Annotated in this window: 12 protein-coding genes; 3 read left to right on the top strand and 9 right to left on the bottom strand. The window is 71.5% G+C overall.

Annotated features, from left to right (window positions below; all coding sequences use genetic code 11):
• Window position 1: 1 nt before the first annotated feature.
• The 9 genes from BLR04_RS20830 to BLR04_RS20790 all read right to left on the bottom strand — a co-directional run bounded on the left by BLR04_RS20830 (window position 2) and on the right by BLR04_RS20790 (window position 9,588).
• Window positions 2-880, bottom strand: a complete 879-nt coding sequence (locus BLR04_RS20830; protein ID WP_090767729.1) for an ATP-binding cassette domain-containing protein — start codon at window positions 878-880, stop codon at window positions 2-4.
• Complete coding sequence (locus BLR04_RS20825) at window positions 880-1,821, bottom strand: ABC transporter ATP-binding protein (RefSeq protein ID WP_090767726.1); 942 nt, start codon at window positions 1,819-1,821, stop codon at window positions 880-882. Before BLR04_RS20825 ends, BLR04_RS20830 begins: the two co-directional genes overlap by 1 nt.
• Window positions 1,818-2,702, bottom strand: coding sequence for an ABC transporter permease (locus tag BLR04_RS20820; protein ID WP_090767722.1), 885 nt, complete (start codon window positions 2,700-2,702; stop codon window positions 1,818-1,820). Before BLR04_RS20820 ends, BLR04_RS20825 begins: the two co-directional genes overlap by 4 nt.
• A complete protein-coding gene (locus BLR04_RS20815) occupies window positions 2,699-3,694 on the bottom strand; it encodes an ABC transporter permease (protein ID WP_090767719.1) in 996 nt (331 codons plus the stop codon). The genes BLR04_RS20820 and BLR04_RS20815 overlap by 4 nt, the downstream gene beginning before the upstream one ends.
• 70 nt (window positions 3,695-3,764) lie before the next feature.
• A complete protein-coding gene (locus BLR04_RS20810; protein WP_090767716.1) occupies window positions 3,765-5,516 on the bottom strand; it encodes an ABC transporter substrate-binding protein in 1,752 nt (583 codons plus the stop codon).
• A gap of 260 nt (window positions 5,517-5,776) precedes the next feature.
• Complete coding sequence (locus BLR04_RS20805; protein ID WP_090767714.1) at window positions 5,777-6,376, bottom strand: response regulator transcription factor; 600 nt, start codon at window positions 6,374-6,376, stop codon at window positions 5,777-5,779.
• Entirely contained in the window at window positions 6,373-7,464 is a 1,092-nt protein-coding gene (locus BLR04_RS20800) for a sensor histidine kinase (protein WP_090767711.1), read from the bottom strand. The genes BLR04_RS20805 and BLR04_RS20800 overlap by 4 nt, the downstream gene beginning before the upstream one ends.
• A complete protein-coding gene (locus tag BLR04_RS20795) occupies window positions 7,461-8,579 on the bottom strand; it encodes a sensor histidine kinase (protein WP_090767708.1) in 1,119 nt (372 codons plus the stop codon). The genes BLR04_RS20800 and BLR04_RS20795 overlap by 4 nt, the downstream gene beginning before the upstream one ends.
• Before the next feature lie 52 nt (window positions 8,580-8,631).
• Window positions 8,632-9,588 carry a glycoside hydrolase family 18 protein gene (locus tag BLR04_RS20790; protein ID WP_090767705.1) on the bottom strand — a complete coding sequence of 319 codons (957 nt, stop codon included), beginning with the start codon at window positions 9,586-9,588 and terminating at the stop codon, window positions 8,632-8,634.
• Between the two features lie 146 nt (window positions 9,589-9,734).
• On the opposite strand from BLR04_RS20790, the gene BLR04_RS20785 reads away from it, so the two are divergent.
• The 3 genes from BLR04_RS20785 (at window position 9,735) to BLR04_RS20775 (ending at window position 14,852) form a co-directional block, all read left to right on the top strand.
• Window positions 9,735-10,649, top strand: coding sequence for an LLM class F420-dependent oxidoreductase (locus BLR04_RS20785; RefSeq protein WP_090767703.1), 915 nt, complete (start codon window positions 9,735-9,737; stop codon window positions 10,647-10,649).
• Between the two features lie 164 nt (window positions 10,650-10,813).
• Complete coding sequence (locus BLR04_RS20780) at window positions 10,814-12,409, top strand: 3' terminal RNA ribose 2'-O-methyltransferase Hen1 (RefSeq protein WP_090767819.1); 1,596 nt, start codon at window positions 10,814-10,816, stop codon at window positions 12,407-12,409.
• Entirely contained in the window at window positions 12,393-14,852 is a 2,460-nt protein-coding gene (locus tag BLR04_RS20775; RefSeq protein ID WP_090767700.1) for a polynucleotide kinase-phosphatase, read from the top strand. The genes BLR04_RS20780 and BLR04_RS20775 overlap by 17 nt, the downstream gene beginning before the upstream one ends.
• The last annotated feature ends 30 nt before the right edge of the window (window positions 14,853-14,882 follow it).

Genomic DNA, 14,882 nt, shown 5'->3' with positions numbered 1-14,882 from the left:
CCTAGGGGCAGGTGCCGAGCCGGGCGCACGCCACGTGGTGCCCCGGTCCTGCCTCGGCGAGCACGCCGGTGCCGCCGTGCACGTGGTACGCGCAGGCGTCCACGGGCACGGCGTCGTCCCAGGGCTGGTGCAGGCGCGGCACGGCGGCCAGCAGTTCGCGCGTGTACGGGTGCAGCGGCCCCCCGAAGACCTGCCCGGTCGGGCCCATCTCCACCACACTCCCCCGGCGCAGCACCACCGTGCGTTCGGCCAGGTACGTCCCGAGGGACAGGTCGTGGGTGATGTAGAGCACGCCGAGGCCGCGGGCCTTGAGCTCGGCCAGCAGGTTGAGCACGTCGATGCGGGTGGAGGCGTCGAGCATGCTGGTGATCTCGTCGGCCACCAGCAGCCTGATCTCCAGCAGCAGCGCGCGGGCGATGAGCAGCCGCTGGAGCTGGCCGCCGCTGAGCTGGTGGGGGTACTTGCCGAGCACCTGGCCGGGGTTGAGCCGCACGTCGTGCAGCGCGGCCTCGACCCGTCGCGCCCACTCGGGCCCTGGCGTCGACGGGTGGTACACGTCCTTGATCATCGCAAACACGCGATCGGCCTTGAACACCGGGTTGAACGAGCTGAAGGGGTCCTGGAAGATGCCCTGGACGTGGCGGTAGAACTCCTTGCCCGGCCGCACGTGACTCCCGTCGAAGGTGATCGTGCCGCTGGTGACCGGCTGCAGGCCGAGGATCATCCGGCCGATGGTGCTCTTGCCGCTGCCGCTCTCGCCGATCAGCGAGACGACCTCGCCCGGGGCGACCTCGAAGCTCACGTCGCTGACGGCGGTGACACTGCCGCCGCCGAGCATGCCGGTCCTGAACCGCTTGGTGACGTCGTCGAGTCTGAGCATCAGGCCTTCCAGCAGGCTACGTGGTGGTCGGAGGCGAGGGCGGTCACCGGCGGGTCCTCGGCGCACCTGTCGTCCGCGACCGGGCACCTGGCGCGGAAGCGGCAGCCCGCGGGCGGGTCGAGCAGCTGGGGCGGGCTGCCGGGGATGCCGGTGAGCCTGCGGTCGGCGTGCCGGACGCCCACCTCGGGCAGCGCGTCGAGCAGCAGCCGGGTGTACGGGTGCCGCGGCGCCTGGACGATCACGTCGGCGGGTGCCTTCTCGACCAGGCGGCCGGCGTACATGACCATGATCGTGTCGGCGAGGTGGTGGGTGAGGGCGAGGTCGTGCGTGATGAAGATCATGCTCTTGACGTAACCGCGGTCGCGGAAGCCGAGCAGCGCGCGGACCACCGCCTTCTGGGTGGAGACGTCGAGCGCGGACGTCACCTCGTCGGCGATCAGCAGGGACGGGTCGAGCAGCGTGGAGATGACCATCACCACGCGCTGCCGCATGCCGCCCGACAGCTCGATCGGGTAGCGGCCGAGCACGTCGGGCGGCAGGCCGACCTGGGCCATGCGGCTCTCCAGCTCGGCCGCGTCCAGCGCGACGCCGCGCGACCTGAGCAGTTCGGCGACCAGCTTGCGGATCCTGCGGGTTGGGTTCAGCGCGCTCATGGCGTACTGCGGGATGAGGGAGACGCGCTTGAACCGGAACTCGTTCATCCGGCGGTCGTCGCCGATCGGCAGTTCCTCGTCGTCGAGCACGGCCGTGCCGCCGAGGTGGCGCATGCGGCCGTCCATGCGGATGAGTGACTTGCCGAGCGTGCTCTTGCCGCAGCCCGACTCGCCGACCAGGCCGAGGATCTCGCCGTCGGCCAGTCCGAAGGTGACGCCGTCGAGCGCGTGCACGTCGCCCTTCAGCGTCCTGTACACCACCCTCAGTTCGCTGACCCGCAGGCTCATAGCTCCCTCAGCTTCGGGTTGAAGACCTCGTCCAGGCCGACGTTGGCGACGTACAGGGCGCCGACCACGGCGGTGATGGCGGCGCCGGGCGGGACGAACCACCACCACATGCCGAGCTGGAGCGCGCTCCACTGGGTGGCGTTCTGCAGCATCAGGCCGAGGGAGACCGCGTCGGTGGGGCCGAGGCCGATGAAGTCGAGCGACGACGCGATGAGGATCGAGCCGCCGAACAGCAGGATGAACGTCATGAACAGGTACGAGCTCATGTTCGGCGCGACCTCCCTGCTGATGATCCGCAAGGTGCCCGAGCCGCTCATCCTGGCCAGGTCGACGAACTCGCGCGAGCGCAGCGAGAACGTCTGCGCCCGGATCGCCCGCGCCGCCCACGGCCACTGCGTCAGCCCGATGAACAGGCCCTGCAGGGCCACGCTGCGCAGGCCGAGGTAGGCGTTGATGATCAGTAGGACGGCGAGGGCGGGGATGACCAGGACGATGTTCGTCAGCATGCTGAGGATCTCGTCGACCAGGCCGCCCCGGTAGCCGGCCACGAATCCGACGAACATGCCGATGACCGCGGCGACGCCGCCGCCGATCGCGCCCACCAGGAAGGTGCTGCGCAGGCCGTGGACGAACTGGGTGAAGACGTCCTGGCCGAAGGTCGTGGTGCCGAACCAGTGCTCGGCCGAGGGCGGGCTCATGGGACGGGGGCCGTACTGGTTGGGCGGCACGTCCGTGAGCAGCGGGCCCATCAGGCCGGCCAGGAGCAGCACGGCGACGACGCCGAACCCGGTGAGCAGCTTGCCGTTGCGGACGGCGAAGTAGAGCGCCTCGCGCCGCACGCCCTCCCGTGGCCGAGGGGCCGCTTCCTGCAGTGCCGTCATGCGTTCGCACCCGCCATTCCCGCCCGCGTCCGCGGATCGACCACGACGTAGACGATGTCGATGATGAAGTTGGCGATCAGGACGCCCAGCACGATGAACAGGAACGTGCCCTGCAGCAGGAAGAAGTCCTGGTTCTGGATCGCCTTGAGGATCAGGCTGCCGAGCCCGGGATAGGCGAAGACGATCTCCGTCACCAGAGCGCCCGCCACGATCACGCCGAGCTGCAGCGCGAGGCCGGTGATCTGCGGCAGGACGGCGTTGCGGAAGGCGTACCTGCGGATCAGCCGGGCCGGGGCGCCGAGCGCGGACAGGTAGTTGGCGTAGTCCGACTCCAGCTCGTAGATGATCATGTTGCGCATGCCGATCGCCCAGCCGCCGAGCGCCACGAGGAAGAGCGACAGGAACGGCAGCGTCCAGTGGTGCACCAGGTTCAGCAGGAACGTCGCCGACCAGGTGGGCTGCAGGGCGAAGCTGTAGCCGCCGGCCACCGGGAACCACCCGGCGACCACACCGAGCCCCCACGCGAGCAGCACCGCGAGCCACATGTACGGCGTGGCGGTCAGGATGTAGCCGACCGGCAGGACGGTGTTGTCGAGCGCCCTGCGACGGGCGGCGTACGCGCCGAACCAGTTGCCCACCACCCAGCTGAGCAGCACGGACGGCACGACGAGCGCCAGCGTGTACGGCACCGCGTTCCCGATCACGGTGCTGACCGGCGTCGGGAACAGCCAGATGCTGAGTCCGAAGTCGCCGCGCAGCATCGCCCCCCAGAAGTTGACGTACTGCTGCCACAACGGCCGGTCGAAGCCGAACAGCTCGGTGTAGTAGGCCCGCATGGCCGCGACGGCCTGCGGCTGGGTGACGTTGGCCCGGGCGACCATGCCGGCGACCGGGTCGCCCGGCATGAAGCGCGGGATCATCCAGTTGACGGTGACGGCGACGAAGAAGGTGAGCCCGTAGACGAGGAGTTTGCGGAAGAAGTAACGGCGCACGTGTGCACTCTCCGTGAGAGCCCTCCGCCCCCGGGTTCGCGGGCGGGGCGGAGGGAAGCGGTCTGCCCGGTCAGGAGCCGGCGGGCTGGAGCTGGGTGAGCGTCTCGAAGCCGCCGAGCTCGAACCAGTTGCGCCACATCGTGGCGCCGGTCTTGGGGGCGTTGCCCTGCGCCGACGACCAGTTCTTCCACACGCTGGTGCTCGACTGCGCCCACAGGCCGTTGTACCAGAGCGGGATCGCCGGAAGATCGTCCAGGTGGATCTTCTGGAGCTGCGAGATGACCTCCTGCATGCCCGCGACGTCGTCCGTCTTGATCCGGTCGAGCTGCCGGGTGAGGTCCCACGCCTTCTCGTTCTCGTAGCGGGCGTAGTTGACAGTGTTCTGCTGCTTCTGTACGGGCAGCTGGAAGATGTACTCGTAGTAGGTGTACGGCGAGTTCGACAGCTGCCTGTCGTTGTTGACGAGCAGGTCGAAGTTCCCCTCGGTGCGCTGCTCGACCAGCGCGTTGAAGTCGGGGAACTCCGGCGTCACCGCGATGCCCGCCTCCTTGGCGCCGGCCGCGATCGCGCGGGCCGACTCCATCCAGTCGGTCCAGCCGGACGGCACGATGAGGGTCAGGTCGATCTTGGAGCCGTCCTTGTTCTCCACGAGCCCGTCACCGTCGCGGTCGCGGTAGCCGGCGTCGGCGAGCAGCTGCTTGGCCTTGGCGGTGTCGAAGGTGAACCCGGAGGACGAGACGACGTCCTGGTCGACGAACTTCTCCCACTGCGGCAGCAGCCCGGTGGGGCTGGAGGCGCGCACCAGGTTGCCGTACACGCTCTCCACGATCTGCTTGGTGTTGATCGAGTGGGCCAGCGCCTTGCGGAAGGCGGCGTCGTCCATCGGCTTGCGCGTGGTGTTGGGCACCAGCCAGGCGGTGTTCGCCGACAGCATGTACGGCGGCTCGGCGTAGTACGTCGTCAGCCCGAAGTTGCCGTTGACCAGGTTCGCGACGCCGGGCAGGAAGTTGTTGCTGAGGTCGAGCTGCTTCTGCAGGAGCATGCCCATGGCGACCTCGTTGCTGGGCGTGGCGATGTCGACGATGTAGCGGGGCTTGGGCTCCATGTTCAGCGCCGTCTTGCCCCACCAGTCGTCGCGGCGCTGCAGCACCACGCGGTCCTGGCCGCTGCTCATGACCTTGTACGCGCCGGTGCCGACGGGATTCTCGTTGACGCCGTCCAGGACCTCCTTCTCGCCGCGGTCCTTCCAGATGTGCTGCGGCACGATCGCGCGGCCGTAGAGGTTGAAGTCCCACTGCTGGTAGTTGGCCTGGGAGAAGGTGAAGCGCACCGTCTGGTCGTCGACCGCCTCGATGCTCTCCAGCCAGGTCCACAGGTCGGCGTAGGGGATCGTCTCCATCTTGCCGAGCTCGTAGGAGAACTTGACGTCGGCGGCGGTGAACGGCTGCCCGTCCGACCAGGTGATGCCGGGGCGCAGCTTGACCTCGTACGTCGTGTCGTCGATCCAGCTGCCGCCGGCGGCGAGCCACGGCTTGAGCTGCGCGGCGGTGGCGTCGTAGTGGAACAGCGTCTCGTACACCAGGCCCTTGGTGCCGACGGCGTGGTCCCACTCCCTGATCGGGTTGTAGTTGGCCGGCGGGCCCCACTGGGTGCCCGTGGTGTAGAGGGTTTCGTTGCGCGGCAACTCGCCGCGGTCGGCCACCGCGCCCTGACCCTGCGGTGGGGAGACAGCGGGCGACGGCGTGGACCCGCCGCCGGTGCACGCCGCGGCGAGCAGGCCCGCCGCCACGAGCGGGATCATGAAACGAGCCCGGTTACGCATCGCTTCTCTCCTTCCTCCGCGCGACGGCGCGAAGGGTCGCGGTCTGTCGAGACACCCCCGATGGGCCGGTTTCCCGAGATGTTGGGAGCGCTCCCAACCATGGCGCACACCACGCCGCCGCCCGGAGACCGGTAAGCGATCACTTTTCAATTGGCCCGGGCCCCGAAGGGCCCGCGTCTAACCGGATAAGTACCGCGAACGTAAAATCCCTGACACTCAAGGTCAAGAGGTCGTGACGCTTTCGAGACACCCAGGACGGGTCAGAGCCAGCCCATGCGCTGGGCCGTGTTGATCGCCTCCAACCGGTTCTGCGCGCCCAGCTTCGTCATCGCGCTCGACAGGTAGTTGCGCACGGTGCCCTCGGTCAGGTGCAGCTCGCCGGCGATGCGAGCGATCGTCGCGCCCTCGCCCGCCAGCCGCAGCGCGTCGCGCTCGCGATCGGTCAGCGGGCTGTCGCCGGCCGCCATCGCCGCCGCGGCCAGCTCCGCGTCGAGGTAGCGGCCCCCGGCCATCACCTTGCGGATCGCCATCGCGAGCTCCTCCGCCGAGGCGTCCTTGCCGAGGAATCCGCTCACCCCGGCCGCCATGGCGCGGCGCAGGTAGCCGGGACGGCCGAGGCTCGTCAGGATGACGATCTTGCACTGGGCGCTGATCTGCTCGGCGGCGCTCAGTCCGTCCATGCCGGGCATCTCGATGTCGAGCACGGCCACGTCGGGACGGTGCTCGGCGACGGCGGCCACGACCTCGTCGCCCCTGCCCACCTGGGCCACGACCTCGATGCCGTCCTCCAGGTCGAGCAGCGCCGCGATGGCGCCGCGGATCAGGTGCTCGTCGTCGGCCAGCAGCACGCGGGTGGTCATGCCGGCACCGCCGCCCGCAGCACGTACCGGCCCTCGGGGACCGGACCCGCCTCCAAGGTGCCGCCCGCCGCGTGCAGCCGCTGGGTCAGGCCCGCCAGGCCGTTCGCCGCGTGCTCGCCCACCGGCCCCCTCACACCGTCGTTGGACATCTCCAGAACCCCATTCTCGATCGAGATCGTGCAGCGTTCGGCCTTGCTGTGCTTCAGTACGTTGGTCGCGCCCTCGCGGACGACGGTGGCGAGCAGCGTCCTGGCCTCCGGCAGCAGCGGGCCGGTCTCCGCCCGCACCTCGCAGCGGACGTCGGCCGCCTCCAGCACGGCCCGCACGCTGGCGAGCACCTCGTCCAGATCGATCGCCCGGTAGTTCTGCACGGTGGCGCGGACCTCGCGCAGCGACGTCCTGGCCAGGTCACGTACCTCGAACATCTCGGCGGCGGCGGCCTCCCGGTCGGCGCGCAGCACCTCCTGCGCCTTCGCCGTACGGGCGGCGACGTCGGTGAGGCTCTGGCCGAGCAGGTCGTTCAGGTCGCGGGCGAAGCGCAGCCGCTCCTCCGAGACCGCCAGCCGGGCCAGGGCGTCCTGGCCCTCGTGCGCGGCCTTGGCCGCCCGCCACAGCCACAGGTTCGCCAGCACGCCGACGACGCTCACCACGGTCAGCAGGCTCTGCACCATGAGGACCTCGACGGCCAGCCCCTGCACCAGCGCGATGTACAGGGTGACCACCGCGATCGACGCGAGCGACAGCGCGACGAGCGTGCGCCTGCGAACGAACGGCGCCAGCGCGGCGAGCCACGGGGGGTAGACCCACAGCATCGGGAAGACGGTCAGGAGCAGGGCGATGACCCCGCTCGCCACGAGGACGCCCGTGGGCCGCGGCCCTTCCCGCATGGCCACCCGGAAAGGCCGCGTCATGAGCACCTGCCCGACCAGCAGGAGCACGGCACCGGCGGCGGCGAACGGCCACGGCAACCCCGCCTCAAGACGGATGTACAGGTCGTAGTAGCCGACGGCGGACAGCACGACGATGAGGTCCGTCGAATAGACGATCATCCAGCGGACCTTGTCGAGCTTCGACGCCTTCCTGATCACGCGGGCACCGCCGCTCGCAACAGGAACTCACCCGTGTTCGTCGCGCCGGCGGAGAACGACCCGCCGGCCGTGACGAGCCGCTCCGACAGGCCGCGCAGGCCGTTGCCGGGGCCGGAGCCTGACTCGCGTACGCCGTCGTTGCGCATCTCCAGCACCCCGCCGTCGATGGTGATCGCGCAGCGCGTGGCCGTGCTGTGCTTGAGCACGTTCGTGGCCCCTTCGCGGACGGCCCACGCCAGCAGCGTCCGCGCGGCCGGTGACAGTTCGTCGGCCCGGATCTCCACGACGCAGCGGGTGCCCGCGGCCTCCAGCGCGGCCCGCACCCCGGCCAGCTCGTCGTCCAGGTCGAGCGTCCGGTAGCCGTCGACGGCGACCTGCACCTCGCTCAGCGCCGCCGCGGACAGGTGGCGCACCTGGGCCATCTCCGCCTCCGCCCGCGCGGCGTCCTTCGTGGACAGTTTGGCGGCCAGCTCGCTCTTCAGACTGATCACCGAGAGGCTGTGGCCGAGCAGGTCGTGCAGGTCACGGGCGAAACGCAACCGTTCCTCTGCCACGGCGAGCCGGGCCTTGGCCTCCTTGCCGTCATGGGCGTCCCTGATCGTCCGGTAGAGCCAGCGCCACGACAGCATGGCGAAGATCAGACCGGCCGCGCTGAGGGTCTCGGTGAGCAGCACACCGGCCCAGAAGCGGCCCGTGAGGAACGACACCCAGCCGGTGACCAGGCCGATCAGCGCGACACCGAGCACCGCGGTCGCGCGGGCCGAAAGGTAGAGGGCGGCGGCCGACAGCCACAGTACGCCGACCTCCATCCACGTGGGCGTGCCGTCCAGCTCCCTGTGCGGCAGCAGCGCGAGCGCGCCCAGCACGCAGGCGCCGGCGGCCAGCAGTTTCGGCGAGGGCGGGCGGGGGCGGTCGTAGGTCTCGCGCAGGAGGAAGGGGAAGAGCGCGTAGAACCCGAGCTGGAAGGCGACGGCGGCGGCGAACTGCGGCAGCGGGATCACGCCGTGCCGCCAATAGAGATAGGTGAGGGTGAGGTACAGCAGCGCTAAGAACGCGATCAGTCCGTCCATCCAGTAGAGCAGGACTTTTCGCGCCGTGTCCGGACGCGCCGCCATCACGTACTCCCCGCAGATCGGATTCCCGCCGGAATCCTACCTTCAGCAGGGATTAATCCCTTAGATCGGACAAGACGGCCGCGCTGGTGGTGCCGCGCAGTGAGAGCCAGGCCAGACCGTGACGGTCGGCGTACGACCGCAGCGTACGGGCGTCGGCCCGGCTCAGGTCGCCCGCGGCGGCCACCACCGGCGTCAGGGCGATGCGCGACCACGCGTCCTCCGGGTCGGCGAGGCCCTGGGCCTCGGCGATCTGGTCGCGGGCGGCGCGGATGGCCACGGCCATCCTGCGCAGGCGGCCCTCGCGCGCCGTACGCGGCTCGACCGGCGCCAGGAGGTTGACGGTGGTGACCTCGGCGCCCGTGCGCCGGGTGAGCCGCAGCGCCGAGACGTGTGCCGGGTCGAGACCGTCGGTCCGCAGCGGCAGCGTGAACACCACCCGCAGCGGACGCTCGTGCTGCAGGGCGCGCAGGACGCGCGCCCGCCGGAGCGCGACGGCGCGATCGGCGCCGTCGCGGAGCTCGAACTCCACGGCGCCTGCCTCGAGCGCGCCGATCGCCCGGAGGTAGGCGGCGGCGAGAGCGGACGGCCGCGCGCAGGCTGCGGCAAGTTCCTGCCCGTCGGGACCGCCGAAGACCGGCACCGCGACGCCGCCGAGCGCACGCAGCCGCCCGACCCGGCCGCTGACCGGGTCGGCGCCCCGGTCGCCGCCGGCCCACCTGGGCGCGCAGCCGTCGCCGCCCGCGACGAGGTGGCCCAGCGCGTAGTGGCGCGTGCCCGTGCGGCGCGCGTCGCCGGACAGGTCGAAACCGGGGTCGCGGGCGAGGTCGACGAACCGCACGAACGCGGGCGGCGGCGCCGGCGGCGGCACGACGGGCGGGGACGGCGAGACGGCCGGACGGGTCGCCACCGCGACGGGCCTGGCCGCGTCCGCGGGAAGCAGGCGCACCGCCACCGCGGTGCCGACAGCCAGCGAGAACGCGGCGAGAACGGCGAGCGGACGTGGGAGCATGCCGGGCTCCCTCTTGTGCCGAGGCATGAGACACCCCAAGTAGTCGTTCGGCTACGGTAAGGCACCGGCGCCTGAACGTTAGCAAGCCCGGCGACGCGGCGGGGGGCTTTTCCGGTTCGCGTTCGGCGGGGGCGGATAATTAGGGCATGAAGCTGCGGATCTTCACCGAACCCCAACAGGGCGCCACATACGACGACCTGCTTACCTTTGCCCAGGCCACCGAGCGGCTGGGTTTCGACGCGTTCTTCCGGTCCGACCATTACCAGCGCATGGGTGACGGCGACCCTGGCCCCGGCCCGACCGACGCCTGGATCACCCTCGCCGGCCTCGCCAGGGAGACCTCCGGCATCAGGCTCGGCACGCTGGTGTCGGCCGCCACGTTCCGGCTCCCCGGGCCGCTGGCGATCAGCGTCGCGCAGGTCGACCAGATGAGCGGCGGCCGGATCGAGCTGGGCCTCGGCACCGGCTGGTTCGACCTGGAGCACACCTCGTACGGCATCCCGTTCCCTCCGCTCGGCGAACGGTTCGGCCGGTTCGAGGAGCAGCTGGAGATCATCACCGGGCTGTGGACCGCCGAGAAGGACTACTCCTTCGAGGGCAGCTACTACCGCCTCGCCGATTCACCGGCCCTGCCCAAGCCCGTGCAGCGTCCCCGTCCGCCGGTGATCATCGGCGGCGCCGGGGCGAAGCGCACGCCCCGGCTGGCGGCCACGTACGCGGACGAGTACAACGTGCCGTTCCACTCGCCGGACGAGACCGCCGAGGCGTTCGGCCGGGTGCGCCGGGCGTCCGAGGAGACCGGGCGCGACCTCACGTACTCCTTCGCACAGGTGACCGTGGTCGGGGCCGACGAGGCCGAGTTCCAGCGGCGCGCGGCCGCGATCGGCCAGAGCGCCGACGAGCTGCGCGCGCGGGGCCTGTGCGGCACGCCGGCCGAGGTGATCGAGAAGATCGGCGCGTACGGGGAGATCGGCGCCGAGCGCGCCTACCTCCAGGTGCTCGACCTGAGCGACCTCGACCACCTGGAACTGATCGCCGCGGAGATCCTCCCGCACGTCTGACCCACCTGCCCACCCCGCGCCCGCGATCCGCAGGCGCGGGGCCCTGGGCGCGAGGTTTGCGGGCGGGCGGCTTCCGGGCCTGGGCTCGACCGGATGTCAGTGCAAAGGCGACAAATCATTGGCGATGGCTGGGGCCGCCAGGGCAGACTGGCCGCGTGCTGCTGATGATCTCCATGACGGCGCCCACCGGTGCGGGGCCCGCCACCGACCTGGGCTTCCTCCTGCACAAGCACCCTGAGCGCGTACAGGAGTTCAGCCGGTCGTTCGGCACCGCGACGGTGTTCTACCCGGAGGCGGGCGCCGAGCGCTGCACGGCGGCGCTCCTGCTGGAGGTCGACCCGATCACGCTGGCCAGGTCACGCGGCAAGGGTTCGCCCGACTTCAGCCTGTCGCAGTACGTCAACGACCGCCCGTACGCGGCGTCCTCCCTGCTGGCGGTGGCGCTGGGTGATGTGTTCCGCACCGCCAGGTCGGGCCGCTGCAATGCCCGTCCCGACCTGGCGCGCACGCCGCTGCCGCTGGAGGTGCGGCTGCCGGCGCTGCCCTGCAGGGGCGGCCCGGAGCTCGCGCACCGGCTGTTCGAGCCACTCGGCTGGACGGTGGACGCGCACCCGGTGCCGCTCGACGAGCGCTTCCCCGAGTGGGGCGAGTCGCGCTACGTCACGCTCACCCTGCGCGGCTCCGTGCGCGTCGCCGACGCGCTCAACCACCTGTACGTGCTGCTGCCGGTCCTCGACGACGCCAAGCACTACTGGATCGCGCCCGACGAGGTCGACAAGCTCGTACGCGCGGGAGGCGGCTGGCTGCGCGACCACCCGGCCCGCGGCCTGATCACCCGCCGCTACCTGGGACGACGGCGCACCCTGGAGCGCACCGCCCTGGCCCGGCTGGCGGAGCTCGGCGACGAACTCGAGGACCGCCTCCACCCCGCGATCCCCGAAGACACCCCTGCCACCGCGCTCCCCTGCACAACGGACGAGGACGCACCCAACACCGCGCCGCCCTTTGCGACCGACGCGGCTGCACCCAACACCGCGCGTCCCCTCACAACGGACGGCACCGTCCCCGACACCGCGCTCCCCCACCCGGCCGACGTAGCCGCGCCCGACCCCGCGCTTTCCCACGCGACCGACGAGGCCGTGCCCGGTGGAGGCGGCGGGTTGAGCGGGCGGCGGCGGGTGGCGGTGCTGGACAGGTTGGAGGCGCTCGGGGCGACGAGCGTGATCGACCTCGGGTGCGGGCGGGGCGAGCTGCTCGGCGAGCTGCTCGGCCGCCCGCGGCTCACCCGCGTCGCCGGCATGGACGTCTCCCCCATGGCCCTCGCCGCAGCCGCCCGCAAGCTGCGCCTCGACCACATGTCCGAGTCGCGGCGGGCCAGGCTCACCCTGTTCCAGGGCGCGCTCACCTACGCCGACCGGCGGCTGTCGGGCTACGACGCCGCCGTGCTCATGGAGGTGATCGAGCACGTCGACCCGCCGCGCCTCGACACCCTCGAACGCGTCGTGTTCGGCGCCGCCGCTCCCCGCCACGTGCTGGTGACCACCCCGAACGCCGAGTACAACGTCCGCTACCCGTTCCTCACCGGGATGCGCCACCGCGACCACCGCTTCGAGTGGACCCGCGCGGAGTTCGCCGCCTGGGCCACCGCCGTCGCCGACCGCTTCGGCTACCGGGTCTCCTTCGAGCCGATCGGCGACGACGACCCCGAGGTGGGGCCGCCGACCCAGATGGGAGTGTTCACCCGTGATCACGCTTCCTGAGCTCTCGCTGGTGCTCCTCGTGGGCGTCTCGGGCAGCGGCAAGTCGACGTTCGCCGGCCGGCACTTCCGGCCCACGCAGGTCATCTCGTCCGACTTCTGCCGCGGTCTGGTGTCCGACGACGAGAACGACCAGTCGGCCACCCCTGCGGCGTTCGACCTGCTGCACCACATCGTCGGCGTGCGCCTGGCGAGGGGCCTGTTCACGGTGGTCGACGCGACCAACGTCCAGTCCGCCGCCCGCCGCGGGCTGATCGAGCTGGCCAGACGGCACGACGTCCCTGCCGAGGCAATCGTGCTGGACGTGCCGCGCGAGGTCGCGGTCGAGCGCAACGCCGGCCGGCCCGACCGCGACTTCGGCGCGGGCGTCGTGGCCCGCCAGCACAGAGACCTGCGCCGGTTCCTGTCCCGCCTGTCCGGCGACGGGTTCCGGCGGGTGCACGTCCTGCGCGGGGTCGAGGAGATCGAGGCCGCGCGGATCACGTACGAGAAGGCGTGGTCCGACCTGACCCACCTGACCGGACCGTTCGACATCGTCGGCGACGTGCACGGCTGCCGGTCGGAGCTGGAGACGCTGCTGGCCGAGCTGGGCTGGCAAGGGGTGCGGCACCCCGAGGGCCGCACCGCGGTCTTCGTCGGCGACCTGGTCGACCGCGGCCCCGACACGCCGGGCGTGCTGCGCCTGGTCATGGACATGGTCGAGGCCGGCACCGCGATCTGCGTGTCCGGCAACCACGAGGACAAGCTGCTGCGCGCCCTCAAGGGCCGCAAGGTCACGGTCGCGCACGGCCTGCGCGAGTCGCTCGACCAGCTCGCCGCCGAGCCGCCCGAGTTCACCGAGCGGGTCCAGGCGTTCCTCGCGGGCCTGCGCGGCCACTACCGCCTCGACGGCGGCCGGCTGGTCGTCGCGCACGCCGGGCTGAAGGAGAGCTACCACGGCCGCTCCTCGGGCCGCGCCCGAGCGTTCGCCCTGTACGGCGACACCACCGGCGAGACCGACGAGTACGGCCTGCCGGTCCGCTACCCGTGGGCCGAGGAGTACCGCGGCAAGGCCATGGTCGTCTACGGCCACACCCCGACGATCCGCCCGGAATGGGTCAACAACACCATCTGTCTCGACACCGGCGCGGTGTTCGGCGGCCGGCTGACCGCGTTGCGCTATCCGGAGCGGCAGCTCGTCCACGTCCCGGCCGAGAAGGTCTGGTACGAGCCGTCCCGGCCGCTCGGCGCGGGCGGGCACGACCCCGCCCTGCTCACCGTGACAGACGTCATCGGCACCCGGTACGTGGAGACGAGGTTCGGCGGCCCGGTCAAGGTCGACGAGGAGAACGCCGCCGCCGCGCTGGAGGTCATGAGCCGGTTCGCGGTCGACCCGCGCTGGCTGCTGTACCTGCCGCCGACGATGGCGCCGCCGGAGTCGTCCCTGCTCGACGGTTACCTGGAGCACCCGCACGAGGCGTTCGAGGAGTTCGCCGCGGCCGGGGTGGACGAGGTCGTGTGCGAGGAGAAGCACATGGGCTCGCGGGCGATCGCCGTGCTGGCCAGGACGCCGGAGGTGGCGCGCGAGCGGTTCGGCGTGAGCGACGGCTCGTCGGGCGCCGTCTACACCCGTACCGGCAGGCCGTTCTTCGACGACACGGCGCCGCTGGTCGACCGGCTGCGCGAGGCGTGCGAGCCGCTGTGGGCCGAGCTGGGCTCCGACTGGGTGGCGCTCGACTGCGAGCTGCTGCCCTGGTCGGCCAAAGCGGGCGAGCTGATCCGTACGCAGTACGCGTCCGTCGGCGCGGCGGCGCGGGCGGCCCTGCCTGAGGCGGTCGCGGCGCTGGAGGCGGCGGCCGGACGTGGGCTCGACGTCGGCCCGCTGCTCGACCGCACCCATCACCGGTCGCACAACGCCGGGCTCTTCCGCGACGCCTACGCCCGTTACTGCTGGCCGGTCGACGGTCTCGACGGCGTCCGGGTGGCGCCGTTCCAGATCCTCGCCTGCGAGGGGCGGGCCACGGCGCTGGAGCCGCACGCCTGGCACCTGTCCACCCTGGCGCTGCTCGACTCCCCGCTGATCACGCGGACCCGGCACGTCACCGTCACGCTCGGCTCGGCCGCGTCACGCGAGGCGGCGATTGTGTGGTGGGAGGCGCTGACGGCCGAGGGCGGCGAGGGCATGGTGGTCAAGCCCGCCGCGTACGTGCCCGGCCGGGTGCAGCCGGGCGTCAAGGTCCGCGGACGCGAGTACCTGCGCATCATCTACGGCCCCGACTACACCGACGCCCTCGACGTGCTGCGGCGCCGTTTCCTCGGCAAGAAGCGCTCTCTGGCGCTGCGCGAGTACCGGCTCGGGCTGGAGGCGCTGGCGCGGCTGGCCGACGGCGAGTCGGGGCGGCGGGTGCACGAACCGGTGTTCGCGGTGCTGGCGCTGGAGTCGGAGCCGGTCGACCCGCGCCTGTAGGCGAGCGCATACGCATGTGGCCTGTGGGTA

The organism is Nonomuraea maritima (assembly GCF_900100395.1).
Classification (GTDB): Bacteria; Actinomycetota; Actinomycetes; order Streptosporangiales; family Streptosporangiaceae; genus Nonomuraea; species Nonomuraea maritima.
Note: the sequence above shows the minus strand (reverse complement) of the source record. Positions and strands in the feature narration are given on the sequence as shown.

Excerpts from the sequence above, each read along its gene's own strand:
- BLR04_RS20785 (WP_090767703.1), top strand. The coding sequence starts at position 9,735 with ATGAAGCTGCGGATCTTCACCGAACCCCAACAGGGCGCCACATACGAC.
- BLR04_RS20810 (WP_090767716.1), bottom strand. The coding sequence starts at position 5,516 with ATGCGTAACCGGGCTCGTTTCATGATCCCGCTCGTGGCGGCGGGCCTG.
- BLR04_RS20805 (WP_090767714.1), bottom strand. The coding sequence starts at position 6,376 with ATGACCACCCGCGTGCTGCTGGCCGACGACGAGCACCTGATCCGCGGC.
- BLR04_RS20780 (WP_090767819.1), top strand. The coding sequence starts at position 10,814 with ATGATCTCCATGACGGCGCCCACCGGTGCGGGGCCCGCCACCGACCTG.
- BLR04_RS20790 (WP_090767705.1), bottom strand. The coding sequence starts at position 9,588 with ATGCTCCCACGTCCGCTCGCCGTTCTCGCCGCGTTCTCGCTGGCTGTC.
- BLR04_RS20820 (WP_090767722.1), bottom strand. The coding sequence starts at position 2,702 with ATGACGGCACTGCAGGAAGCGGCCCCTCGGCCACGGGAGGGCGTGCGG.
- BLR04_RS20795 (WP_090767708.1), bottom strand. The coding sequence starts at position 8,579 with ATGGCGGCGCGTCCGGACACGGCGCGAAAAGTCCTGCTCTACTGGATG.
- BLR04_RS20825 (WP_090767726.1), bottom strand. The coding sequence starts at position 1,821 with ATGAGCCTGCGGGTCAGCGAACTGAGGGTGGTGTACAGGACGCTGAAG.
- BLR04_RS20830 (WP_090767729.1), bottom strand. The coding sequence starts at position 880 with ATGCTCAGACTCGACGACGTCACCAAGCGGTTCAGGACCGGCATGCTC.